This window comes from Actinoplanes couchii (assembly GCF_016862075.1).
Lineage (GTDB): Bacteria > Actinomycetota > Actinomycetes > Mycobacteriales > Micromonosporaceae > Actinoplanes > Actinoplanes couchii.
Genome location: NZ_BOMG01000088.1, coordinates 15,630 through 39,018, shown reverse-complemented (window position 1 = coordinate 39,018; position 23,389 = coordinate 15,630). Strand labels below are relative to the sequence as shown.

General features: G+C 69.5%; 27 protein-coding genes. 20 read left to right on the top strand and 7 right to left on the bottom strand.

Going from position 1 to position 23,389, the window contains the following annotated elements; translation table 11 throughout:
* Nucleotides 1-48 precede the first annotated feature (48 nt).
* From Aco03nite_RS35360 to purB, 3 genes are read left to right on the top strand one after another with little or no spacing between them, the layout of a single operon-like run.
* Nucleotides 49-579: an ArsR/SmtB family transcription factor gene (locus Aco03nite_RS35360; protein ID WP_203803616.1), complete on the top strand. Its 531-nt coding sequence runs from the start codon at nt 49-51 to the stop codon at nt 577-579.
* Nucleotides 576-1,823, top strand: a complete 1,248-nt coding sequence (locus tag Aco03nite_RS35355; RefSeq protein WP_203803613.1) for an MFS transporter — start codon at nt 576-578, stop codon at nt 1,821-1,823. Before Aco03nite_RS35360 ends, Aco03nite_RS35355 begins: the two co-directional genes overlap by 4 nt.
* Entirely contained in the window at nt 1,820-3,241 is a 1,422-nt protein-coding gene (gene purB, locus Aco03nite_RS35350; protein ID WP_203803610.1) for an adenylosuccinate lyase, read from the top strand. Before Aco03nite_RS35355 ends, purB begins: the two co-directional genes overlap by 4 nt.
* 3 nt (nt 3,242-3,244) lie before the next feature.
* Here the strand turns inward: purB and Aco03nite_RS35345 are convergent, their stop codons facing one another.
* Nucleotides 3,245-3,922 (bottom strand): S1 family peptidase, encoded by a 678-nt coding sequence (locus Aco03nite_RS35345; RefSeq protein ID WP_203803600.1) that lies wholly within the window; start codon nt 3,920-3,922, stop codon nt 3,245-3,247.
* Nucleotides 3,923-4,168: 246 nt separating this feature from the next.
* On the opposite strand from Aco03nite_RS35345, the gene purS reads away from it, so the two are divergent.
* The 3 genes from purS to purL are packed head-to-tail and all read left to right on the top strand — an operon-like array spanning nt 4,169 to nt 7,616.
* Nucleotides 4,169-4,423, top strand: coding sequence for a phosphoribosylformylglycinamidine synthase subunit PurS (gene purS, locus Aco03nite_RS35340; protein ID WP_203803590.1), 255 nt, complete (start codon nt 4,169-4,171; stop codon nt 4,421-4,423).
* On the top strand, nt 4,420-5,121 hold the full coding sequence (gene purQ, locus Aco03nite_RS35335; RefSeq protein WP_203803652.1) for a phosphoribosylformylglycinamidine synthase subunit PurQ: 702 nt from the start codon (nt 4,420-4,422) through the stop codon (nt 5,119-5,121). Before purS ends, purQ begins: the two co-directional genes overlap by 4 nt.
* 38 nt (nt 5,122-5,159) lie before the next feature.
* Entirely contained in the window at nt 5,160-7,616 is a 2,457-nt protein-coding gene (purL, locus tag Aco03nite_RS35330; protein ID WP_239145711.1) for a phosphoribosylformylglycinamidine synthase subunit PurL, read from the top strand.
* A 64-nt stretch (nt 7,617-7,680) separates the two neighbouring features.
* On the opposite strand, the gene Aco03nite_RS35325 is transcribed toward purL, so the two are convergent.
* Entirely contained in the window at nt 7,681-9,366 is a 1,686-nt protein-coding gene (locus tag Aco03nite_RS35325; RefSeq protein ID WP_203803581.1) for a carboxypeptidase regulatory-like domain-containing protein, read from the bottom strand.
* 263 nt (nt 9,367-9,629) lie between these two features.
* Here Aco03nite_RS35325 and Aco03nite_RS35320 point away from each other — a divergent pair, with 263 nt between their 5' ends.
* From Aco03nite_RS35320 to amcA, 5 genes are all read left to right on the top strand, one after another.
* Complete coding sequence (locus Aco03nite_RS35320) at nt 9,630-9,989, top strand: sterol carrier family protein (protein WP_203803580.1); 360 nt, start codon at nt 9,630-9,632, stop codon at nt 9,987-9,989.
* A gap of 101 nt (nt 9,990-10,090) precedes the next feature.
* Entirely contained in the window at nt 10,091-11,704 is a 1,614-nt protein-coding gene (gene purF / locus Aco03nite_RS35315) for an amidophosphoribosyltransferase (RefSeq protein WP_203803579.1), read from the top strand.
* A gap of 34 nt (nt 11,705-11,738) precedes the next feature.
* Nucleotides 11,739-12,890, top strand: coding sequence for a phosphoribosylformylglycinamidine cyclo-ligase (purM, locus tag Aco03nite_RS35310; RefSeq protein WP_203803577.1), 1,152 nt, complete (start codon nt 11,739-11,741; stop codon nt 12,888-12,890).
* Nucleotides 12,891-13,032: 142 nt separating this feature from the next.
* Nucleotides 13,033-14,136 carry a cyclophane-forming radical SAM peptide maturase AmcB gene (gene amcB / locus Aco03nite_RS35305; RefSeq protein WP_307837667.1) on the top strand — a complete coding sequence of 368 codons (1,104 nt, stop codon included), beginning with the start codon at nt 13,033-13,035 and terminating at the stop codon, nt 14,134-14,136.
* Entirely contained in the window at nt 14,105-14,332 is a 228-nt protein-coding gene (gene amcA, locus Aco03nite_RS35300) for a multiple cyclophane-containing RiPP AmcA (RefSeq protein ID WP_203803574.1), read from the top strand. The genes amcB and amcA overlap by 32 nt, the downstream gene beginning before the upstream one ends.
* A 124-nt stretch (nt 14,333-14,456) precedes the next feature.
* On the opposite strand, the gene Aco03nite_RS35295 is transcribed toward amcA, so the two are convergent.
* Nucleotides 14,457-14,681 (bottom strand): DUF3073 domain-containing protein, encoded by a 225-nt coding sequence (locus Aco03nite_RS35295; RefSeq protein WP_203803572.1) that lies wholly within the window; start codon nt 14,679-14,681, stop codon nt 14,457-14,459.
* A 193-nt stretch (nt 14,682-14,874) separates the two neighbouring features.
* Nucleotides 14,875-15,939: a Glu/Leu/Phe/Val family dehydrogenase gene (locus tag Aco03nite_RS35290; RefSeq protein ID WP_203803569.1), complete on the bottom strand. Its 1,065-nt coding sequence runs from the start codon at nt 15,937-15,939 to the stop codon at nt 14,875-14,877.
* A 151-nt stretch (nt 15,940-16,090) separates the two neighbouring features.
* Between Aco03nite_RS35290 and Aco03nite_RS35285 the strand changes: the two genes are divergently transcribed.
* Nucleotides 16,091-16,930, top strand: coding sequence for a DUF8083 family protein (locus Aco03nite_RS35285; RefSeq protein ID WP_203803566.1), 840 nt, complete (start codon nt 16,091-16,093; stop codon nt 16,928-16,930).
* Nucleotides 16,931-17,212: 282 nt separating this feature from the next.
* On the top strand, nt 17,213-17,422 hold the full coding sequence (locus tag Aco03nite_RS35280; protein ID WP_014687221.1) for a BldC family transcriptional regulator: 210 nt from the start codon (nt 17,213-17,215) through the stop codon (nt 17,420-17,422).
* A 141-nt stretch (nt 17,423-17,563) separates the two neighbouring features.
* On the opposite strand, the gene Aco03nite_RS35275 is transcribed toward Aco03nite_RS35280, so the two are convergent.
* Complete coding sequence (locus Aco03nite_RS35275) at nt 17,564-17,938, bottom strand: PPOX class F420-dependent oxidoreductase (RefSeq protein ID WP_203803563.1); 375 nt, start codon at nt 17,936-17,938, stop codon at nt 17,564-17,566.
* Between the two features lie 18 nt (nt 17,939-17,956).
* On the opposite strand from Aco03nite_RS35275, the gene Aco03nite_RS35270 reads away from it, so the two are divergent.
* The 4 genes from Aco03nite_RS35270 (at nt 17,957) to Aco03nite_RS35255 (ending at nt 21,195) form a co-directional block, all read left to right on the top strand.
* On the top strand, nt 17,957-18,733 hold the full coding sequence (locus tag Aco03nite_RS35270; protein ID WP_203803561.1) for a class I SAM-dependent methyltransferase: 777 nt from the start codon (nt 17,957-17,959) through the stop codon (nt 18,731-18,733).
* Nucleotides 18,730-19,287: an RNA 2'-phosphotransferase gene (locus Aco03nite_RS35265; protein WP_203803554.1), complete on the top strand. Its 558-nt coding sequence runs from the start codon at nt 18,730-18,732 to the stop codon at nt 19,285-19,287. Before Aco03nite_RS35270 ends, Aco03nite_RS35265 begins: the two co-directional genes overlap by 4 nt.
* A gap of 82 nt (nt 19,288-19,369) precedes the next feature.
* Nucleotides 19,370-19,939: a hypothetical protein gene (locus Aco03nite_RS35260; RefSeq protein WP_203803552.1), complete on the top strand. Its 570-nt coding sequence runs from the start codon at nt 19,370-19,372 to the stop codon at nt 19,937-19,939.
* Nucleotides 19,936-21,195 (top strand): PrsW family intramembrane metalloprotease, encoded by a 1,260-nt coding sequence (locus Aco03nite_RS35255; protein ID WP_203803550.1) that lies wholly within the window; start codon nt 19,936-19,938, stop codon nt 21,193-21,195. Before Aco03nite_RS35260 ends, Aco03nite_RS35255 begins: the two co-directional genes overlap by 4 nt.
* A gap of 1 nt (nt 21,196) precedes the next feature.
* Here Aco03nite_RS35255 and Aco03nite_RS35250 read toward each other — a convergent pair whose 3' ends face one another.
* Entirely contained in the window at nt 21,197-21,463 is a 267-nt protein-coding gene (locus Aco03nite_RS35250) for a hypothetical protein (protein ID WP_203803548.1), read from the bottom strand.
* A 200-nt stretch (nt 21,464-21,663) separates the two neighbouring features.
* Between Aco03nite_RS35250 and Aco03nite_RS35245 the strand changes: the two genes are divergently transcribed.
* Both Aco03nite_RS35245 and Aco03nite_RS35240 read left to right on the top strand, forming a co-directional pair.
* Nucleotides 21,664-22,014 (top strand): hotdog fold thioesterase, encoded by a 351-nt coding sequence (locus Aco03nite_RS35245; protein WP_203803638.1) that lies wholly within the window; start codon nt 21,664-21,666, stop codon nt 22,012-22,014.
* A 50-nt stretch (nt 22,015-22,064) separates the two neighbouring features.
* The gene (locus Aco03nite_RS35240; RefSeq protein ID WP_203803546.1) at nt 22,065-22,454 is read left to right on the top strand and encodes a hypothetical protein; all 390 of its coding nucleotides are present in this window, start codon (nt 22,065-22,067) and stop codon (nt 22,452-22,454) included.
* On the opposite strand, the gene Aco03nite_RS35235 is transcribed toward Aco03nite_RS35240, so the two are convergent.
* Complete coding sequence (locus Aco03nite_RS35235) at nt 22,451-22,759, bottom strand: hypothetical protein (RefSeq protein ID WP_203803543.1); 309 nt, start codon at nt 22,757-22,759, stop codon at nt 22,451-22,453. The genes Aco03nite_RS35240 and Aco03nite_RS35235 overlap by 4 nt on opposite strands.
* A 107-nt stretch (nt 22,760-22,866) precedes the next feature.
* On the opposite strand from Aco03nite_RS35235, the gene Aco03nite_RS35230 reads away from it, so the two are divergent.
* Nucleotides 22,867-23,349, top strand: a complete 483-nt coding sequence (locus Aco03nite_RS35230; RefSeq protein WP_203803533.1) for a permease-like cell division protein FtsX — start codon at nt 22,867-22,869, stop codon at nt 23,347-23,349.
* Nucleotides 23,350-23,389 lie beyond the last annotated feature (40 nt).

The following is a 23,389-nucleotide window of genomic DNA, read 5'->3' as shown; positions in this document are numbered from 1 at the left end:
CCAAGAACTGTTGGACAGTCGGCCCGTCCGGTTCATAGACTGCCCCGCATGGCGTTGGAAGAGGCTCCGAAGGCGTTGCTGCGGTCGCTGGCGCACCCGGTCCGGATCCAGATCATGTCGCTGCTCACCGGCGCCTCGCTGACCGCCGCCGACGTCGCCCGCGAGATGGACCTGACCCACGCCAACGCCAGTTACCACCTGCGCAATCTGCTGTCCGCCGGGCTGATCGTGGTGGACGGTGAGGAGAAGATCCGCGGCGGCATCGCGAAGCGCTACCGGTACCGCCCGGTCAAGGAGCGGTCCAGCGGCTCCCGGTCCGACGACGAGCGCCGCGCGCAGTTCGCCGTGATCGCCCAGGAGCTGGTCCGGCGCAGCTCACAGGCCAGCTTCGCGAGCCGGGGACACCTCTACGCCGACGGTGACTTCTGGATCGACCCGGAGGTGTGGCTGGCGATCCGGGACCGGATCATCGAGGCGGTCAGCGACCTGCACCAGGCCGCCCAGCCACCGCACACCCCCGGCACCGTGCGCACCAGCACCTCGGTGGCGCTGTTCCAGCACCGGGCGGTGTCCGAGTGAAGGCCGCGCTCGCCCCGCTGCGGTTCACGCCGTACCGGTTCCTGCTGGCCGGCCGCACGATCAACGCCCTGGGCAACTCGTTCGCCCCGATCGCGCTCGCCTTCGCCGTCCTGGACCTGACCGGTTCGGCCCGCGACCTGGGTCTCGTCGTCGGCGCCCGGACCCTGACCAACGTGCTCTTCCTGCTCTTCGGCGGGGTGCTCGCCGACCGGCTGCCGCGGCAGCTGCTGATGGTCGGATCGAACATCGCCGCCGCTCTCACCCAGGCCGTGGTCGCGGCCCTGGTGCTCACCGACAGCGCGACGATCCCGCTGCTCATCGGCCTGTCGGTGCTGAACGGGGTGGCCAGCGCGGTGGCCCTGCCGGCCAGTGCCGCGCTGCTGCCGCAGACCGTGCCGGAGAACGTGCGGATGCAGGCCATCGCACTCGGCCGGATCCTCCTGAACAGCGCCATGGTGCTCGGCGCCCCGACCGCCGGAGTCGTCGTCGCGGCCACCGATCCCGGAATCGGCATCGCCGTGGACGCGGCCACGTTCGTCGTCGCCGGACTCTGCTTCGCCATGGTCCGGGTCGCCATGCCACCGCGCTCGCAGGAACGCGCGCACGTGCTCGCCGACCTGCGGATCGGCTGGTCCGAGTTCTCCTCGCGGACCTGGCTGTGGGTGGTGGTGGCCGGCTTCTCGCTGCTCAACGCGGCGTGGACCGGCGGGCTCTACGTGCTCGGCCCGGCCGTCGCCGACGAGACCATCGGCCGTCAGGCGTGGGGGATGGTGCTCGCCGCGGAGACGGTCGGCCTGGTCCTCGGCGGGCTGGTGGCCATGCGGCTGCGCACCCGCCGGCTGCTCCTGGTCGGAGTCCTGAGCTGCCTCGGGATGGCGTTGCCGCTGTTCGTGCTGGGTGGTCATCCGCGGCTCTGGGCGCTGCTCCTGGCGATGTTCGTGACCGGGCTGATGCTCGAGCAGTTCGGGGTGGCCTGGGAGACCACGATGCAGGAGCACGTGCCCGCCGACCGGCTGGCCCGGGTCTACTCGTACGACATGGTCGGCTCCTTCGCCGCGATCCCGCTGGGCCAGGTGGCCATCGGCCCGATCGCCGAGGCCGTCGGGCTGCGGACGGCGCTGATCGGGGCCGGGGTGGTCGCGGTGGTCGCGGTGCTCGGCATGCTGGCCAGCCGGGACGTCCGCACCCTGCGTCACCGGCTGCCGGAGGACGAGCCCGGGGCCGTGAAAGAATCGCTGGCGTGACCATCCCGAACGTGCTCGCCGCCCGGTACGCCTCTGCCGACCTCGTCACCCTCTGGTCCCCGGAGGAGAAGATCCGGATGGAGCGCAAGCTCTGGCTGGCGGTCCTCAAGGCCCAGCGTGACCTCGGCGTGGACGTGCCCGCGGGCGCCGTCGAGGCATATGAAGCGGTGCTCGACCGGGTCGACCTGGAGTCGATCGCCGCCCGCGAGCGGATCACCAGGCACGACGTGAAGGCCCGCATCGAGGAGTTCAGCGAGCTGGCCGGGTTCGAGCAGATCCACAAGGGGATGACCTCCCGGGACCTGACCGAGAACGTGGAGCAGCTGCAGATCCGCGCCTCGCTGGAGCTGATCCGCGGCCGGGTGGTGGCCACCCTGGCCCGCCTGACCGCCCTCGCCGTCGAGCACTCCGACCTGGTGCTGACCGGGCGCTCGCACAACGTGGCGGCGCAGGCCACCACGCTGGGCAAGCGGTTCGCGTCGGCGGCCGAGGAGCTGCTGATCGCGTACGAGCGGCTGGACGACCTGATCGCCCGGTACCCGCTGCGCGGCATCAAGGGCCCGGTCGGCACCGCCGCCGACCAGCTCGACCTCTTCGACGGCGCCTCCGAGAAGGTGGAGAGCCTGGAGCAGCGTGTCGCTGAGCACCTCGGGTTCAAGCGGGTGCTGTCCAGCGTCGGCCAGGTCTACCCGCGCTCGCTCGACTTCGACGTGGTGTCGGCGCTCGCCCAGGTCGTCGCCGGGCCGTCGTCGCTGGCCACCACGATCCGCCTGATGGTCGGCCAGGAGCTGGTCACCGAGGGCTTCAAGCCCGGCCAGGTCGGCTCGTCGGCGATGCCGCACAAGATGAACACGCGCTCGTCGGAGCGGGTCAACGGCCTCGCGGTGATCGTCCGCGGCTACCTGTCGATGGTCGGCGAGCTGGCCGGTGACCAGTGGAACGAGGGCGATGTCTCCTGCTCGGTGGTCCGCCGGGTGGCCCTGCCCGACGCGTTCTTCGCCGCCGACGGGCTGTTCCAGACCTTCCTGACCGTGCTGGACGAGTTCGGGGCGTACCCCGCGGTGATCGGCCGCGAGCTGGACCGCTTCCTGCCGTTCCTGGCCACCACCAAGGTGCTGGTCGCCGCGGTGCGCAAGGGTGTCGGCCGGGAGGTCGCGCACGAGGTCATCAAGGAGCACGCGGTCGGGGTGGCGCTGGCCATGCGGGAGAAGGGCGTGGCGGTCAACGACCTCTTCGACCGGCTCGCCGGCGACGAGCGTCTCCAGCTGTCCCGGGGCGAGATCGACAACCTGGTCGCGGACCGCGCCGCCTTCGTGGGCGCGGCACCGGCGCAGGTGCGCGCGGTCGCCGACCGGGTCGCCGAGATCGTCGCTCAGCACCCGTCAGCGGCCGCCTACGCACCCGCGCCGATCCTCTGATCCTTAGACGCCGGCCGTGGAGGTGATCCACGCCCGGTTGTAGGCGACGCTGCCGTAGTACTGGCGGCTCGAGCCGTCCGCGGTCGACGCGACACCCACCTGGGCGCCGTTGTAGACCTGCGGGCCGCCCGAGTCGCCGCGCCACGCGTTGCCGTTGATCCGGGTGCTGCCGATGGCCCGGCCGCCGTACGCGTCGGTCTGGTTGGTCGAGGTGACCTGGACCGTGGCGGTCTTCAGCGTCGTCGACGCGTCACAGCCGGAGTAGCAGGTCATGCCCCAGCCGTAGATGTTGTTGGTCGAGCCGACCGGCGGGTACGCGCTGGACAGCGGCATGTAGCTGGTGTTGATCGACGTGCTCAGGCGCAGCAGGGCGAGGTCGTACCGGGTGGAACTGGACGACACCGCGCTGGTGACGCCACCGGAGGTCCGGTTGACGCTGCCGACCCGGACCGACATGGTGCCGCTCACACAGTGACGCGCGGTGAGGACGTAGTTCGCCGAGATGATCGTGCCGGAACAGGTGAAGCTGCCGTTGCTGAACACCGCGGCGGCCCACGGCGCGGAGGAGACGGTGCCACCTCCGATGATGAATGGGCCGACGGGGTCCGCGGCCTGAGCCGCGGCGGGCGCGACCAGGGCCGCGATGGCGCCGGTGACGGCGGCCAGGAGTCGAATGCGCACGTCGAGATTCCTTTCGGGGGATCGGGTCGACGGAGCGCGCGCGCTTGGAGAATCGAATTCGATGGATCGAACCTAGGTCATCGTTTACATCGAGCCAACAGTTCAATTGACCTATATCACTGAGTGATGAGGCTGCACGCCCTGCTCAATGACCGTCGGGTCGGGCTGCCGACACCGGCCCCCGGCCCTCGCGTCAGTAACACCGGGTAGGCTTCGCCTGCTTACACCTATCAGTCAGGAGTGCCCGTGGCTCGCGTCGTGGTCGACGTCATGCTCAAGCCGGAGATCCTGGACCCGCAGGGTCAAGCGGTGGCGAATGCGCTGCCCCGGCTCGGCGTCACCGATGTCTCTTCAGTCCGCATCGGCCGCCGGATCGAGATCGATTTCACCGGGGAGCCCGATCTGAACCGGGCCCGGGAGATCGCCGACAAGCTGCTCGCCAACCCGGTGATCGAAGACTTCGAGATCCGCGTCGAGGGCGCTTCGGCGGAGGTCGCCTGACCATGCGGATCGGTGTGGTCACCTTCCCGGGTTCGCTCGACGACGGAGACGCCGCCCGCGCCGCCCGGATCGCAGGTGCCGAGGCGATCCGCCTCTGGCACGGCGACCCGGATCTGCACGGGGTCGACGCGGTCGTGCTTCCCGGTGGTTTCTCGTACGGCGATGCGCTGCGCTGCGGCGCCATCGCCCGGTTCGCCCCCGTGATGGAGTCGATCATCGACGCCGCGCGGGGCGGCCTGCCCGTTCTGGGCATCTGCAACGGTTTCCAGATCCTGTGCGAGGCACATCTGCTGCCCGGCGCACTGACCCGGAACCAGCACCTGCACTTCCGTAACCGCGACCAGTGGCTGAAGGTCGAGGCGACGAACACCGCCTGGACCAACGGGTTCACCGCCGACCAGGAGATCCTGATCCCGGTGAAGAACGGCGAGGGCTGTTTCGTCGCCGACCCGAAGACGCTGGACGCGCTCGAGGCCGAGGGCCGGGTCGTCGCCCGTTACATCAAGGGCAACCCGAACGGCTCGCAGCGCGACATCGCCGGCATCACCAACGAGGCCGGCAACGTGGTCGGCATCATGCCCCACCCGGAACACGCGGTGGAAGCGCTGACCGGCCCCTCGCTGGACGGCCTCGGCTTCTTCACCTCCGTCCTGCGCAGTCTGGCGAAGGACGGTCAGCTCGCAGGGGGACAACAGTGACGCAGCCGGAGAAGTCGACTGGCTTCGCCGCGACCGACGTGCTCGCCACCGGTTCCGACGAGCCGGACACCGTCGAGAAGGCGGAGAAGTCCCCGGACGAACTGCAGCCCTTCATCGACCTGGGCCTGAAGGACGACGAGTACGCCAAGATCCGGGAGATCCTGGGTCGCCGGCCGACCGCGTCCGAGCTGGCGATGTACTCGATCATGTGGAGCGAGCACTGCTCCTACAAGTCGAGCAAGGTGCATCTCAAGCAGTTCAGCGAGAAGGCCCCGGAGAACACCCGGATGCTCGCCGGTATCGGTGAGAACGCCGGTGTGGTGCAGATCTCCGACAAGATCGCGGTCACCTTCAAGGTCGAGTCGCACAACCACCCCAGCTACGTCGAGCCCTACCAGGGCGCGGCCACCGGTGTCGGCGGCATCGTCCGCGACATCCTGGCGATGGGCGCCCGGCCGATCGCGGTGATGGACCCGCTGCGTTTCGGCGCGCACGATCACCCCGACACCGCCCGGGTGCTGCCCGGCGTCGTCGCGGGTATCGGTGGCTACGGCAACTGCCTGGGCCTGCCCAACATCGGCGGCGAGATCGTCTTCGACCCGTGTTACCAGGGCAACCCGCTGGTCAACGCACTCAGCATCGGTGTCCTGCCGGTCGAGCGCCTCCAGAAGAAGGAGGCCACCGGCACCGGCAACATCGTCGTGCTGCTCGGTGCGCGGACCGGCCGGGACGGCATCGGCGGTGTCTCCGTGCTGGCGTCGGCCACCTTCGCCGAGGACGAGGCCGAACAGCGCCGCCCGTCGGTGCAGGTCGGCGACCCGTTCATGGAGAAGCTGCTGATCGAGAGCTGCCTGGAGCTGTACGACGCCGGTCTCGTCTCCGGCATCCAGGACCTCGGCGGCGCCGGCCTCACCTGCGCGCTCACCGAGACCGCCGCGGCGGCCGGCACCGGCATGCGGGTCTGGCTGGAGCGGGTTCCGCTGCGCGAGGCCTCGATGTCACCGACCGAGATCCTGGCCAGCGAGTCGCAGGAGCGCATGCTCCTGATCGTCACGCCGGAGAACCTGGACGAGGTGCTCAAGGTCGCCGAGAAGTGGGGCGTCTGGGCCACCGCCATCGGCGAGGTCACCGCGGCTGCCGAGGACGGCACCCCGGGCCGCCTGCTGATCAGCTGGAACGACCACGTGGTCGTGGACGTCCCGCCGGGTTCGCTCGCCGACGACGGCCCGATCTACCACCGGCCGATCCGTGAGCCGAACGACATCATGCTGCTGCAGGCCGACCGGGCCGAGACGCTGCCCCGGCCGGGCACCGGCGACGAGCTGCGGGAGACCCTGCTGCGGATGGCCGCGTCGCCGAACCTGTGCGACAAGAGCTGGGTCACCGAGCAGTATGACAGGTACGTCCTGGGCAACACGGTCCTGGCCCAGCCGGAGGACTCCGGTGTGCTGCGGATCGACGAGGAGACCGGCCTCGGCGTGGCGCTCTCCGTCGACGGGAACGGGCGGTTCGCCCGCCTCGACCCGTACGAGGGTGCCAAGCTCGCGCTGGCCGAGTCGTACCGGAACGTCGCCGTCACCGGCGCCGAGCCGATCGCGATCTCCGACTGCCTCAACTTCGGTTCCCCCGAGGACCCGACGGTGATGTGGCAGTTCTCCGAGGCGTGCCGCGGTCTCGCCGACGGTTGCCTGGAGCTGGGTACCCCGGTCACCGGTGGCAACGTCAGCTTCTACAACCAGACCGGCGCCGCGGCGATCCACCCGACCCCGGTGGTCGGCACGCTCGGTGTCTTCGACGATGTGGCCCGCCGCATCCCGATGGGCTTCCCGAAGCCGGCGAAGGCCAACGGCGACCTGCTCTTCCTGCTCGGTGAGACCCGCACGGAGCTCTCCGGCTCCGAGTGGGCCTGGGTGACCCACAACCACCTCGGCGGCCGCCCGCCGAAGGTCGACCTCGCGGCCGAGCAGGCGCTCGGCAAGGTGATGGCCAAGGCCTCCAAGTCCGGTCTGGTCACCGCCGCGCACGACCTCTCCGACGGCGGTCTGGCCCAGGTGCTCGTGGAGAGCACCCTGCGCCACGGGGTCGGCGCCAAGGTGACGTTCCCGGAGGACGGCAACTCGGCGTTCGTGCACCTGTTCAGCGAGTCGGCGGGTCGTGCCGTGGTCGTCGTGCCGCGTGGCCACGACAAGGCGTTCCTCGCTCTCGCGGCCGAGCACGGCGTGCCCGTCACCCCGCTCGGTGTCACCACCGAGGAGAAGGTACTGCAGGTCGAGGGCCAGTTCAGCATCCCGCTGGACGAGGTCCGTGAGGCCTGGTCGTCGACCCTGCGTGACCTGTTCGGCGGCGAGCTGGCCGGCCGGAACGCGCAGCCGGCGGTCGTCGAGGCCCCGGTGGCTGTCGAGGCCCCCGAGGCCCCCGCCACCGAGAAGGTCCAGTCGATCACGCTGGAGCTGAACCCGCAGACGCCGGGTGGTCCGATCACCCCGCAGTCCTGAGGTAACAACGAGAAAGCCCCCGCTCGAACTTCGAGCGGGGGCTTCCTTATGCGATCAGTCCGGGTCAGCCGTTCCAGTTGCGGTTCTGGCCGTTGTTCCCGTACGCGTTGCCGCGCTGGTCGTAGCCCTGCTGGTCGTCGTCCCAGCCGCCCTGCTGCGGCTGCTGGCCGTAACCACCCTGCTGTTGCTGCTGCTGACCGTTGTCCCAGCCGCCCTGCTGCTGCTGGCCGTAGCCACCCTGCTGGTCGTAGCCGCCCTGGTCGTACCCGCCGCCCTGCTGCTGGGGCTGGTACATGCCGGTCGCCTCGTCGTAGCGCTGTTGCTGCTGCGGCACCTGCGGCTGCTCGGGCTGGTACATGTTGGTGTGCTCGTCGTACCGCTGGGTCTGGCCGCCGCCGTAGCCGCCGCCACCCTGCTGCTGGTGCTGGTCGTAACCACCCTGGTCCCAGCCGCCCTGTTGCTGCTGCTGGCCGTAACCGCCCTGGTCGTAACCACCCTGCTGGCCGTAGCCACCCTGGTCGTAACCGCCCTGGTCGTAGCCGCCCTGCTGCTGGCCATAGGGCTGGGTGCCGCCGCCGTAGTTGTCGCCGGCGGGCTCGTTGCCCCACTGCTGGTTGTTCTGCTGGCCGTTGAAGCCGCCGTTGGCCGGCAGGGGAGCGCCGTACGGGTCCGGGAACTCGTCCTCGACCGGCTGGCGGTGGATCATCGTGGGCGCGTCGGCGAGACTGCCGCTGCCGCCACCCATGCCGGCGGCGGGAGCGATCATCGTCGCGTCACCACCACGGCCTCCGGCACCGACCGGCGCGGCCACCCGGGTCTGGTCGAAGCTGTTGCCGCCACCACCGGTGGCCGGCGGGATCTTGCCCACGCCGGTCTCGGCGGCGAGCTCCTCGGCCTTCTTGCGCCGCATCCAGACCAGCAGCATCGCGCCGAGGCCGGCCGCGACGAGCAGCACACCCATGATGATGAGCAGCCAGTTGCTGCCGGAGTCCTCCGACGTGTTGGCGGCCTCGTTGGTGTTCTGCCCGAGGTCGACGCCGGCGTTCTCCTCTTCGGTGGTCTCCTCCTCGGCCGGGTCCTCGGTCGCCTCGGCACTGGCCGAAGCGCTCGCGGACGGCGACGCGGAGGGACTCGGGGCGACGACCTTCTTCATCGTGAGCGGAACGGTCACGGTCTTGCCCACGGCGCCCTGGACGGACGCCGACGCGGCGTCGTAGCCCTCCTTGGCCGCGGCGACCCGGATCGTGCCGGCCGAGATCGGCTGGGAGTCCGAGGAGGTGAAGGAGAAGCCGCCGTCGCCGTTGGTCGACGTCGTGTACTGCGCGCCGGCGCTGTCCTTCATCACGACCTTGACGCCGGAGACCCGGTCGCCCGAGTCGTCCTTGACCCGGCCGGAGACCAGCCGCACGTTGGTGCTGACCGGCGGGGCCGCCGCGCCCTCGACGGTGAAGCTGGCGCTCGCGCTGCCGTTCTCCCCGTTGTTGGCGTTGACCGTGACGGTGACCTGCTGCTTCTGGCCTGCTCCGACGTTGGGCGCCTTGATCGTGGCGTTGTAGCTCCGTCCACCATCGATCGAGTCGCTCGCCTGGCAGCCGGTCTGGCATGAACCGCCACCGCTGACAGTGACCTTCGTCTCGACGTCGGCGGAACCACTGTCGCCCTCGCCCCGCTGGTTACTAACGGTGAAGCTTACGGTTACAGTAGATCCCGGCGTGATTGTTCCACTGGGCGCCACTGAATCGATCTTCACGTTTGGAGCCGCGGCCAGAGCAGCTGTCGGATAACCAGCCAGAACTCCGCCGACCAGTGCCAGGAACGCACCGGCCTGGGCCGTCCGGGCTCTTAGGTGCGTCGTCACGTCCACCGCCTTCCGGTCGCGCGGTCCCCCGGTTCCTTCGATGTCCGGTGGATCCCGCGACGTGTACACCGTCGGCAACTATGCCTTGTCGCACGTCCATCGCGCGACCCAGGGCGGTGTGCCGTTCTTCGTGGAGCGGGTCGTATCGTCCCGCTATGTCTTCTCCGAACCATAATTCCGAAGCGGTTGCCGAGGCGTTGGACGCGCTGGACCGGGGTGTCGAACCCAGCCGCCTGATACTCCGGGATGCCGTGCGAGCCCTGCTGACCGAGTTGTCCCATCGGGCGCCTGGCCGTTCGGTGGAGGTGCGAATTCCACCTTTCGGTGCGATTCAGTGCGTTGCCGGTCCTCGGCACACCCGCGGCACACCGCCCAATGTGGTCGAAACGGATCCGACGACGTGGCTGCTCGTGGCCTCCGGCCGACTGGCGTGGAGCGACGCGGTGCACGACGGCCGGGTCCGGGCCAGTGGAATCCGGACCGACATCAGCGAGTTCCTGCCGCTCGTCGAGTGATGAGCCGGAGTGGTGTTCCGGTGGGCTCGCGTACACTGGGCCGTCGGACGGGCCACCTAGTCAAGAGGTCCGTGCAGACCCCGACATGAGGGAGCGAACAGGTGCCCCGAGGCGACGGCCTGTTGACCGACGATCTCGACCCCCAGGAGCGCGGCCCCCAGGACGCCTGTGGCGTCTTCGGTGTCTGGGCGCCCGAGGAAGAGGTCGCCAAACTGACCTACTTCGGGCTCTACGCACTGCAGCACCGGGGGCAGGAAGCCGCCGGGATCGCGGTCAGCGACGGCTCCGGCGTAGTGGTCTACAAGGACATCGGCCTGGTTTCCCAGGTGTTCGACGAGCCGACGCTGGCGAGCCTCCGTGGCCACCTGGCGATCGGTCACGCGCGTTACTCCACGACCGGTGGCTCCAACTGGGAGAACGCGCAGCCCACCATCCGGGCCACCCCCGCCGGGACGACGATCGCCCTGGCGCACAACGGCAATCTGGTCAATACGGCCGAACTCGCCAAGGAGGTCGCCGACCGCGGCCTCGAAGTGGGCGACAGCACATCCGACACCGCCCTGGTCACCACGCTGCTCGCCGGCCGTCCCGATCTCTCGGTCGAGGCCGCCGCGCTGGAGCTGCTGCCGACCCTGCGCGGCGCCTTCAGCTTCGTCTTCATGGACGAGCACACCCTCTACGCCGCCCGTGACGCCCAGGGGGTCCGCCCGCTGGTCCTCGGCCGGATGGAGCACGGCTGGGTGGTCGCGAGCGAGACCGCCGCGCTGGACATCACCGGCGCCAGCTTCGTCCGCGAGGTCGAGCCGGGCGAGATCATCGCGATCGACGAGCACGGCCTGCGGTCCAGTCGCTTCGCGGCCCCGGAGCCCAAAGGCTGTCTCTTCGAGTACGTCTACCTCGCCCGCCCCGACACCACGATCGCCGGGCGGAACATCTACTCGGCCCGCGTCGAGGTCGGCCGCAAGCTGGCCAAGGAGCACCCGGTCGAGGCCGATCTGGTGATCGGTGTGCCGGAGTCGGGCATCCCGGCCGCGATCGGTTACGCCGAGGCCTCCGGAATCCCGTACAGCGCCGGTTTCATGAAGAACGCCTACGTCGGCCGGACCTTCATCCAGCCGTCGCAGACCATCCGCCAGCTCGGCATCCGGCTGAAGCTGAACCCGCTGCGCGAGGTGGTCCGCGGCAAGCGGATCGTGGTGATCGACGACTCGATCGTCCGCGGCAACACCCAGCGGGCGCAGATCCGGATGCTCCGCGAGGCCGGCGCTCTGGAGATCCACGTCCGGATCTCGTCGCCGCCGGTGAAGTGGCCATGTTTCTACGGCATCGACTTCGCGACCCGGGCCGAGCTGATCGCCAACGGCCTGGAGATCGACGGGATCCGCCGGTCGATCGGCGCCGACAGCCTGGGCTACGTCTCGCTGGACAACCTGGTCCAGGCCACCGAGCAGCCGAAGTCCCGCCTCTGCATGGCGTGTTTCGACGGGGAGTACCCGATCGAGCTGCCCACCGAGGACCTGATCGGGAAGCATGTCCTGGAGGGTGTGGGCCGCCGGGCCTCGATGCCGGGCGCCACTCCCGCGGCGGCCACCGCAGCCGTCGCCGAGCTCGAAACGGACTACGACGCTCGCGAGCACGCGGGCGACGACGACCGGCCGGCATCGGAGCCGCTGGTCGGCAGTCCTGGCGGCGCGACCGCGCTGCACCACCCGTGACCTTCAGTTACACAGAACCGCTAAGGGGAGAACCGTGACGCACGTGTCCGAGCGCAGTAGTGCCGGATCCAACGGCGCCGAGGGAGGCGACCGTCAGCCCTGGACGGCCGGCTCGGGACGCGGGGCGCGCAAGCGCTCGGCCACGTACGCGGCGGCGGGTGTCTCCATCGAGGCCGGTGACCGGGCCGTCGAGCTGCTCAAGTCGAAGGTGAAGAAGACCACCCGGCCCGAGGTCATGGGCGACCTGGGCGGCTTCTCCGGCCTGTTCAAGCTGAACACCGCGAAGTACAAGAGCCCGGTCCTGGCCTCGTCCACCGACGGTGTCGGCACCAAGCTGGTCATCGCCCAGCAGCTCGACATCCACGACACGATCGGCATCGACCTGGTCGCCATGGTCGTCGACGACCTGGTGGCCTGTGGCGCCGAGCCGCTGTTCCTGCTCGACTACATCGCCTGTGGCGAGGTCGTGCCGGACAAGGTGGCCGAGATCGGCGCCGGTATCGCCGACGGCTGCCGGTACGCCGGCTGTGCCCTGCTCGGTGGCGAGACCGCCGAGCACCCGGGCGTGCTCCGCCCGGATGAGTACGACGTCTCCGCCACCGGCGTCGGCGTGGTCGAGGAGAGCGAGATCCTCGGCAAGGAGCGGGTCGAGCTGGGCGACGCGGTCATCGCGATGCGCTCGTCCGGTCTGCACTCCAACGGCTACTCGCTGGTCCGGCACGTGCTGCTCGGCGCCGGCCGGATGCGGCTGGACACCGTGGTCGACGACTTCGGCACCCAGCGCACCCTGGGCGAGGAGCTGCTCACCCCCACCAAGATCTACGCCAAGGACTGCCTGGGCCTGATCGAGGAGACCGACGTGCGGGCGTTCTCGCACGTCACCGGCGGCGGCATCCCCGGCAACCTGAACCGGGTCCTGCCGGCGAACATGGACGCCGTGGTGGACCGCTCGACCTGGCGTCCGCAGCCCATCTTCGACCTGATCCAGGCCAAGGGCCGGATCGAGGACACCGAGATGGAAGCCACCTTCAACATGGGTGTCGGCATGTTCGCGGTCGTCTCGTCCGACGACGCGGACCGGGCGATGGCCTACCTGACCGGCCGCGGCATCGAGGCGTGGCAGGTCGGTGAGGTCATCGAGGGCGAGGGCAACGTTCAGATGATGGGTTCCTACACCCGCGGCTGAGCACTCCAGCATGAAATGATCCGTGTGTGTCGATGTCCGGCACATGCGGATCTTTCGCATTGCGGTGGACTACCGGGCCTAAGGTTCTGGTCGTGAGTGCCGGACGGGAGCGTGCATGACCATGGCGGCCACGTGGAGCGGGATGCGGGGCGTCTCGGCGGAGCCCGGATACGTCGTCATGCAGCCCACCACCCTGTGCAACCTGGCGTGTGACTACTGTTATCTGCCGTTCCGCCGGGAGAACCGGAAGATGCCGGTGGCCGTCGCCCAGGCGGTGGCCGACGGGGTGGCCGGTTTCGCGCGTACCGGCAGATTCTCGGTGGTCTGGCACGGCGGGGAACCGCTCGCCGCGGGCCGCGCCCATCTGGCCGCACTTTTCGCGCCCTTCGGGGACGGCGTGGAGCACCACATCCAGACCAACGCGACGCTGATCGACGACGAGTGGTGTGCGTTCTTCACCGAGCACGACGTGCGGGTCAGTGTCAGCGTGGACGGCCCGCGGGACCGCAACGGTGACCGGGTGGACTGGGCCGGCCGTCCCGCCTACGACCTGATCGCACGGGGGATCGGGCGGCTGCGCGCGCACGGCATCCCGTTCTCCACCCTGTGCGTGGTCAGCGATCCGCGCTCCGGTGTCGCCTCCGAGTTGTACGAGTACTTCCTCGGCCTGGGCTGCGAGGTGCTCGGCATCAACATGGAGGAGACCGAGGGCGTCAACACCCGGCTCAACCGGCACGATCCGGCCGTCGTGAGCGCGTTCTGGGCCGAGCTGGTCACCGCCTGGCGCCGGAACCCCCGGATCCACCTGCGTGAGGTGGAGTGGACGCTGCGGTACGCAGCCGCGGTCCTGGACGGGAACGCCGACGAGCTGCTGCCCCGGCAGCTGGACCCGATCCCGACGATCGCCCACGACGGCTCGGTGGTGCTGCTCAGTCCCGAGCTGGCGGGCTTCCACGATCCCCGGTACGGCGACTTCACCAGTGGCAACGTACTCACCACGCCGCTGCCGGAGATTCTGGCCGGCGCCGCGGGGACAGGCTGGATAGCCGAGTTCCTGCGCGGGATAGAGGACTGCCGCAACACCTGCCCCTACTTCGGCTTCTGCGGCGGAGCGCACGCGGCCAACCGCTACTTCGAACACGGCAGGTTCGACGTCACGGTGACGAACCACTGCCTGAACAGCAAGATTCGCCTATTGGAGGGAGTGCTGGATCATGCCCGAGATCACGAAGCCACGGCTGTCTGACGGCGTGGAGACGGATCCGGTGACGGCGCGGGTGCACGACACCCGGGCTGGGCTGGCCGCTCTCATCGCGGAGGCGGAGACCGCCAGGCAGCAGCGCGCTGAGGAGTCACCAGGAGACAGCGGCACGGCGGTGTGCGCCTGGAACCACTTTGAGAACATCCCTACGTTCTACAACTGGAACAACCGGCCACGCTGAAGCGGTGTCGGTCGAAGCCCACGCGAGCACGCCCGCGTGGGCTTCGGTTGTTTCGACCGTAGGTAAACCTGACCACGTGACACACGGGAGCACGCGGTCAACCGCGTGCTCTGTACGAAACGGGTCAGCTCCGCCTTGGAGGCGACCAGGGATCCTGGTCTTCCGCAGCGTCGTCATCGTCCTCGTCATCGTCGACGAACTCTTCGTTGTCGTCGTCGAAATGACGGTCCGATTGGTGGGTTGAACCCGCCAACTCGCGCTGCAAGGCGGTGAGGTCGGTGTTCGGGGAGTGGTACTTCAACTCCCGGGCCACCTTCGTCTGCTTGGCCTTAGCACGGCCGCGCCCCATGGCTCGACCCCCTCGCACAGAATTCGGGGCAGCCCGAAGGCTGGTCCCCGATGACGTCAGGCATCTCTCGTGGGTCTTACGGTACATGGACGATGCCTAGTTCGGCACCTCGGGTTGCGTGTGACACTGCCGCGCGTCGCGGTTGACCTTCTGACAGGCCCTTTTCCGCGGCGCACGGCAGGTTCGGTACGCCTCAGCCGAGATGGATGGACCGGAGCCGGCCGACCTCCGCCATACGCCGTTCGGCGAGCCGGTCGGCGGCGATCGCCGGCGGCACGCCCTCCTCGCCGGAGAGCTTCAGGAGCCGGCGGGTGGTCTCGAAGATCCCGGTCGCCCGCAGCTTCGCCCGGCTGAAGTCGAACCCGTGGATCTCGTCGGCCACCTGGATCACGCCGCCGGCGTTCACCACGTAGTCCGGGGTGTAGAGGATGCCGTGGTCCTCCAGGAGCTTGCCGATGCCCGCGTGGGCGAGCTGGTTGTTGGCGGCGCCGGCCACCACCCGGGCGCGCAGCACCGGCACCGTCTCGTCGTTCAGCGCGCCGCCGAGGGCGCACGGCGCGTAGACGTCGAGGTCCGCGGTGATCAGCTCGGTCGTGCCGTCGACCAGCTGGACCTGCGGGTGAGTGGTGCGGGCCCAGGTCAGGGCCGCCTCGCTGACGTCGGTGGCGATCACGTTCGCGCCGTCGTCGAGCAGATGGCCGGTCAGGTGCCGGCCGACCTTGCCGAGGCCGGAGACGCCGATCGTGCGGCCCCGCAGCGACGGGGTGCCCCAGGTGTGCTCGGCCGCGGCCCGCATGCCCTGGAAGACGCCCCAGGCGGTGAGCACCGAGGAGTCGCCGGCGCCGCCGTGCTCGACGCTGCGGCCGGTGGCGAACCGGGTCTCGCGGGCCACCATGTCCATGTCCTGCACGTAGGTGCCGACGTCGCAGGCGGTGTAGTAGCGCCCGTTCAACGACTCGACGAACCGGCCGTACGCGCGGAGAAGGGCCTCGCTCTTGATCCGCTCCGGGTCTCCCCAGATGACCGCCTTGCCGCCACCCAGGTCCAGACCGGCCATCGCATTCTTGTAGGCCATGCCGCGGGACAGCTTCAGCACGTCGGAGAGGGCGGCTGCCTCGTTCTCGTAGGGGAAGAACCGGGTGCCGCCGAGCGCCGGGCCCAGCGCGGTCGAGTAGATCCCGATGATCGCCTTGAGGCCGGTGGCCCGGTCCTGGCAGAAGACGACCTGTTCGTGCTCATTGACGTCGAACACGTCCATGTTCAACTCTCCTGATCTGTTGCGTGGCCTTCGTGGGGCCATGATCCCGGCAGGGGTGTGGCCGGTACCGCGAGCGTATCCGTGCGGATGGCGCGCCGATTCCGTCCGCGCGGGAAGTTCCGCCCGGCCGGATTCGTGAAAGACTCGCGCCGTGCCGTCACTGTTCGCGTCGTACCTACGGGTTTACGAACCACTGACCGCCTTCGACCGGGAGCGACAGGTCTTCTGGCGCGACTACGCGCGCGAAGGCCGGGACATGGGTCTGGTCGAAGGACCGGCCCGGCAGCGCACCGCGGTCCTGGAGGCGCTCGGCGCCGGGTGGACCCGGTTGCCGGACCTGCCCGACGAGGCCTACGTGCTGGAGTGGGACGGCTCGGTGCTGGTCTGCCCGTGGAACCTGCGGTTGCGGGTGGCCGAGGCGGCCCTGAGCGCCCGGGACGGGGTGCCCGCGGTGCTGGCCGACGCCTTCGTCCCGCCGGTGCTGGCCGGGCAGGCCAAGGCGGTGGTGGAGGACTGGCGCAGCGGCGCCAAGGTGCTGGAGCAGGGTGTGCCCCGGGTGCACGAGCAGATCGCCACGTGGGGGGTTCCGCTGCGCTGGTTCACCTTCGTCGACCTGGAGGAGCGGGAGATCGCTCTGACCGGGCGCCGGCGGGTGCTGCGCTACCGGACCGAGATCTCCAAGGCCCGTCGCCGCGCGCACCGGGCGGTCTCGACGCTGCGTAAGTCGCTGGGCGACGCCCCGATCACCGAGGCGGTCGAGGAGGGCACCCGGTGGCTGGAGGAGTTCCACCCACGGTCGGTGGTGGAGCTGGACTACGGCGGTCTGGTCAACCTCCTGCCGGAGGACAAACTCTCCGAGGACGATTCCCCCGGACTGGTATCAGCCGGACTTTCGGCACTTTCTCGCGGTGACGCAGAGTCAGCTAGTGAGGCTTACGAGAAGCTTGTGGCGCGTTGGCGACTTGTCCAGCTTCTTGAACGATGCAATTGACCTGCGGAAATAGGACAGACTCGTACGATTCGCGGGCCGTGGGAGCGTTCCCGAAGCGAGCACTCTTCGTAATCGGGGACCGGCGAAGCGTGATAATCGGACTAAACGAGGCACTATCTGGCGTAGAAAACGCGCAAAAATCGGGCATGCTTCATCCGTCTATCTGGGGACGTTCGTCCGTTCGGCCCATGTCGGACATCGGGGACTAGCCGGACCATGAGAGACGCACCGGCCGGCGGGACCCCGGCCGCTGTTTTTTAGGCACCTGTGGAGGAGTGACCGATGGCATCGCGTACGCACGATCCTGAGCCGCTACTAACGCCGGCCGAGGTGGCGTCGATGTTCCGAGTCGACCCGAAGACCGTTACCCGGTGGGCGAAGGCTGGCAAGCTCAGCGCAATTCGCACGCTCGGCGGCCACCGTCGTTACCGGGAGTCGGAGGTCCGCGCCCTGCTGCAGGGGCAGATCCCCACGCAGCGCCAGGGCGACTGACCGTAGTCGAGGCGAAACATCGTTGCAGGGGCGAGCGCTGGGGAAGGCGATCGCCCCTTCTTCGTTCGAATGATCAAACGAGCATGGCGGGTGCCGGCTACTGCCGACGCCCGCCATGTCTCTCTTCAGAGTGATCAGCTGTCACCGCACCAGCACGGCGATCGTGCCGCCGGTGCCCCGGCGCATCCGGCTGCCGAGTAGGGTCAGGCGCCCGACCAGCCCGTACTTCTTCCGGATGCCCGCGCCGACCCGCTGCAGATCGGCCGCGTCGCCGATCGTCGCGGTGGCCTCGACGGTCTCGCCGCCGGTGGGGACGCCCCGCATGTCACAGGGCGCCACGGTGACCCGCCCGCTGTTGCGGATCCGCTTGTGCTTGCCGCTCTCCGCCACCGTCCAGAAGGCCAGCCCGGCGCCGTCCGGGACGACCCAGAGCGGGGTGGCGACCGCCCGGCCGTCGCGGCGGAACGTGGTGAGAAGGACGTATTTCTCCGACCCGAGTTGCTCCAGTGCGGTCATGGTTAAAGAGTATTGACCATGACTCAACCGATCATCGGTGACGCTTTCGGCGAGATGATCCGCGACGCCTGGGCGGTGCACACCGGGATCGGGCCGCGGCCGCTGGCCGGTGGGCGATGGCCGCGCCCGGTGATCGAGGTGATCGAGCGCGACGACGGGCTGATCAACGGGGCGCCGGCCGGGCACTACCTGAGCGAGCCGTCCGACTGGCGGCCGTTCGACCACCGGGCGGTCGGGCTCTGCCGCGGCCGGGTGCTGGACATCGGCACCGGCGCCGGGCGGGCCGCGATCGAGCTCCAGAACCGGGAGATCGCGGTGACCGGGCTGGACACCTCGCTCGGCGCGATCGAGGTGGCCCGGCGGCGCGGGGTGCGCGACACGGTGCTCGCCACGGTCGACGAGTTCTCCCGGGCGTCCGTGCGGTACGACACGTTCCTGCTGCTCGGCAACAACCTCGGCCTGCTGGAGAGCCCGGAGCGGGCGCCGGTGCTGCTGGACGCCCTGTCCCGGCTGGCGGCTCCGGGGGCCCGGATCGTCGCGCAGGGCACCGACCCGTACGGCACCACCGACCCGCTGCACGTGGCGTACCACCGGGCCAACCGGGACCGGGGACGGCTCGGCGGGCAGCTGCGGCTCCGGCTGCGGTACCGGGAGGTGGCCACCGACTGGTTCGACTACCTGAACTGCTCGGTGGCCGAGCTGAAAGGGCTGCTGGCGGGCACCCGGTGGCGGCTGCAATCGATCGACGACCGCGACCACCCGTACTACCTTGCCGTCATGGAGCTCAACGTATGACAGCTGACCACGTCAAACTCAGCAAACGGATGTCCCTGGTGCTGCGGCACCGGCCGGAGACCGCCGGCCTCACCCTCGACGCGAACGGCTGGGTGCCGGTCGCCGAGCTGCTCACCGCCCTCGGCATGACCCGGGCCCAGCTCGACCTCGTGGTGGCGACCAACGACAAGTCCCGATTCGCCGTCGCCACCGGACCGGACGGCGTCGACCGGATCCGGGCCAGCCAGGGGCACTCCCGGCGGGTCGGGGTCGACCTCGATCTGCCGCCGGTCGCCCCACCCGCCGAGCTGTTCCACGGCACACCCCGGCGCAACCTCGACGCCATCATGCGGGAGGGTCTGCGGCCGCGGAGCCGGTCCCACGTACACCTGTCGGTGGATGTTCCGACGGCCCTGACCGTCGGTCGCCGGCGCTCGCCGGACGTGGTGGTGTTCAGCGTCGCGGCGGGGGCGATGGCGGCGGCCGGTGACCTCTTCTACCGCAGTGACAACGGGGTATGGCTCACCGCAGCGGTACCGTCACGGCACCTTTCGATAAAACGGACAAATCCGTAACCTGCCAGGTTGATCCTGTCTCCACAGTGGGCGGTCGATGGTTCGCCGGACAACGGCGGGTGACCGCCGTTAACTTGGACGGATGGGGAGGGTCACACGGCGTCAACTCACCGATCTTCCCGGCACCCTCGGTCTTCCCGTCGCACTCGCACTGGCATCGATCCTGGCCGCTCTCGCCTTCGGTCTGCCGGTGCTGGACCGAGCCCTGCCGGCCGAGCGTCCGGTCACGCCCGGAGAGCCCTACCGGGTGGGCGCCGGAGTCACCGTCGTGCCGCCGCCCGGCGCCACCCTCGACGTCACCGGCACCCGGCCCGGCGAGACCCGCGGGACCGCCCTCTTCCGTACCGGCGGGGTCAGCTACACGATCGACGTCGAACCCTTCACCGGGAACCTGACCGAGGCCGCCGTCCGGCTGCGCCAGCGCATCACCGGCATCTCCGGCCACCAGATCACCGGCACCCAGCTCGCCGTCTCCACCGCCGGTGGGCTCGCCGGCGTCCAGGGTGGGTACACCGCCGGTGACCGGGACGGCCGTTACGCCGTCTTCGTCGCGCAGGGGCTCATCATCGAGGTCATGGTCAGCGGCGACGACGCCGACCTGTCGACCGTCCCGACCACCATCGGCACCCTGCGCTACGAAAGTCACCGATGAGCGAGGCGGTCCGGCCGGCGGCGCCCCGATCCGTCCCGTTCCTTCGTCAGCCCGCCTTCTGGATCGTCGTCACCCTGCTCGCGGTGGGCGCCGTCCGTATCTCGCAGATCGCCGCGCTGTTCTTCCGCGCCTACCCGATCGCCACCGTCACCGCGATCGTGATGTTCGGGCTGCTGGCCGTGCCGTTCTGGCTCTTCGTCTCGGAACTCGACTTCCTCGAGCGCGAACCGGCGGGTCTGCGGGTGCTCGCCTTCGCCTGGGGCGGGCTCGTCGCGACGAGCGTCTCGATCCCGGGCAGCACTGCCCTGGACAACCTGATCGCCAAACTCGGCTCACCGGACCTGGCCGCCGAATGGGGCGCCGCGCTGGCCGGGCCGACGGTCGAGGAGATCGCCAAGACCCTCGGCGTGGTGGCCATCGTGCTGATCGCCCGCGCCCAGGTGAACAGCGTGCTCGACGGCATCGTCTACGGCGCCCTGGTCGGCCTCGGCTTCCAGATCGTCGAGGACGTGGTCTTCGCGATCGGCGCGGTGCAACAGGCCGGGCTCGGCGACCGGGTGCAGCCGGTGATCACCACGTTCCTGGTCCGCGGGTTCCTGGCCGGGATCTGGAGCCACACCCTCTTCGGCGCGCTGGCCGGCGCCGGCATCGGCTACCTCGTGGTCCGGCGCGAACGTGGCCGTCGGCACCGAATCGCGGTGGCCGCCCTGGCCCTGCTCGGCGCGTGGGCGTCGCACTCGCTGTGGAACTCGCCGATCCTGCGGGACAGCTTCGGCGACAGTGTCCCGGGCGTACTGGCGGTGTTGCTGGTCAAAGGTCTTCCGCCGTTGCTGCTGGTCCTGTACCTGGTGCGTCGCGCGCACGACCGGGAGGCGGCCTACTACGTGGGGATCCTGGAGACGGTCCGCGATCCCGAGTTGATCACCGAGGGCGAGTTGCGGGTCCTCGGTTCCGGTTCGCGCCGGGCCGCGGCCCGGCGGTTGGCCGCGGTGAGTGCGGGACGAGAAGCCAAGGTTGCGGTACGCCTGCTGCAGCGCGCCCAGGCCGCCCTGGCCGTCGAGCTGAGCCGGGACTCGACAGCCGTGGAAGCCGGCGCCGGCCTGGTGCGGGAGCGCCGTGCCGCCCTCGCCGCCCTGGGATATCCCGAGGCGGTCGAGGGCGCACGATCCTGGAAGCACACGGCCTCCACCGTCGGTACCGCCGTGGTGGCGCTGGCGGTCCTGTGGGTGGCCCTGTCCGCTCTGGGGACGTCCTGAATCAGACCGTGACCGGCGGGAGGCCGCCGTCGCCGTCGACGATGTGGTCCGGGTTGCCGTCCTCGTCCAGGTCGACCATGGTGACGTCGACCTTGCCGTCGCCGTCGGTGTCGAACTGGTAGAGGTCGGGCTTGCCGTCGCCGTCGGTGTCCGACACCCAGACGTCGATCTTGCCGTCGCCGTTGGCGTCGCTGGTGAGCAGGTCGACACGCTCGTCACCCCGGGTCTCGACGACTTCGGGGGTCTCGGTGCTCTGCGGCTCGCTCATGGTGCTCCTCTCGTCAGCCGGGTGGTACCGGCCGGTACGACCGGTCATACCCAGCGGTTCAATCGATCAGTCCCCGAACCTGTGACAGTTGTCGCTGGTCGACGCCCTTAACCGGCGTAACGTACGCCGACGTGGATATCGCTGAGGACGGCAAGCAGCACCTGTTCACCAGCGGTGGCGGCGGTGCGCTCGCCGAGCGGATGGGCATCGAGATCACCGAGGCCACCGCGGAACGGGTGGTTGGCATCATGCCCGTCGAAGGCAACACCCAGCCATACGGGTTGTTGCACGGTGGTGCCTCCTGCGTGCTGGCCGAGACGCTCGGCTCGGTCGGGGCGGTGCTGCACGGACAGACCGTCGACCGGCCCTTCGCCGTCGGTGTCGACATCAACGCCACCCACCACAAGGCGGCCCGGTCCGGCCTGGTCACCGGAGTGGCGACGCCGGTGCACCGGGGGCGGGCGATGGCGACGTACGAGGTGGTCCTCACCGACGAGGCCGGCGACCGGGTCTGCACGGCCCGGATCACCTGCCTCCTCCGTGGTGCCTGATATCCCCCGTCGGGGTGCGTTGCTTGACCGCCCGACGTACCTTTTCTGACGTGACCGAAGTACCACAGACCGCATTCGACGACGCTGCGCAGGTCCTGCAGTGTGCGCTCAGTGGCGACAGCGCGGCTGTGGCCGACACCTTCGACGCGGTCGTCGACCGGGAGGGCGTGGTCGGCGCCTGGGATGTCGCCTGGTGCCTGGCCGCCACCATGGTCGGGCAGGTCCCGCCGGGTGGCGCGTGGACCCTGGAGTTCCCCGGGATCGACGACGCCAGATACGACAAGCGGTGGGTGGCCCGCTTCGTCAGCGCTTACGTCAACGGCGACTTCCCGACCGGCGAGGCGCTCTTCGGCGCCGCCATCGCCGACGGCACCCTGCCGGACTGCCTGCTCGCGCTCGCCGGCTCGACGGTCGCCACGCTGCGGCACCGGGCCGCCTAGACCTTCCGGTGATAGAGCGCCTTCGCGTACTGCGCGGCGGCCGCGTTGTTGTACATCGTCGCCTGTGACATGAAGAAGCTGTTGTCGGCGATCGCCCGGGCCGCCTGCGAGGTGCCCGACCACCTGATGTCGGCCTCCGCCTCGGACAGCCCGCGCGCCTTGAACTGACGGCGCATCGCCAGCTTGCCGGCCCGGAACGCCTCGGCCGCCTCCTCCGCGCTCTTCATCAGCGAAAGCGCCTTCTCACTCAGCGCCTCGGCCAGGTTGTAGGCCGCCTGCTCCGCATCATTGCTGAAACCATCCACAGCGACGCCTCCTCGCGAACACTGTGAACCAATGGCCGAGGGCCTTCAAGTGCCGTATCGAACCTGTGGACAACGATATGTGGCTGCCTTGAGATAGCTTTCTGATCATGAGCGATCCACATCCGACGGACAATGTGTCCTCTGCGCCCCGATGGTTACGCCTGTTCGCGGTGGCAGCGGGTGCCGTGGTGCTCGGCTCGCTCGCGTCCACCACGGCGATGCTCCTGGCCGGGTGGCGGTACGCACCGGAGCGCCAGTTCAGCGTGGCGGTCTATCTGGAACCCGACGCGGGGACCGACCAGCGTGAGGCCGTGCAGGACGCGCTCGGCGGCCTCCCGGAGGGGACCGGAGTGCGGCTGGAGACGCGCGAGGAGGCGTACGCCAGATTCCGCGAGCGGGTCGCCAACGATCCCGATCAACTGGCCGGGGTGGACGCCGGATCGATGCCGGAATCGTTGCATCTGATTACCAACGGCCGGAGCTTTGATTGTGACCCGATTCCCGGTATTCGTAAATTGTCAGGAGTAGACCGGGTTCGTGTGGTTATGAAACCACTGGCCGGACGGTGGGGAGCGGAAGTCGCTTGTTGAGCCCAACACATTCATGAGACGGTCTTTGCGGTTTTGCGGC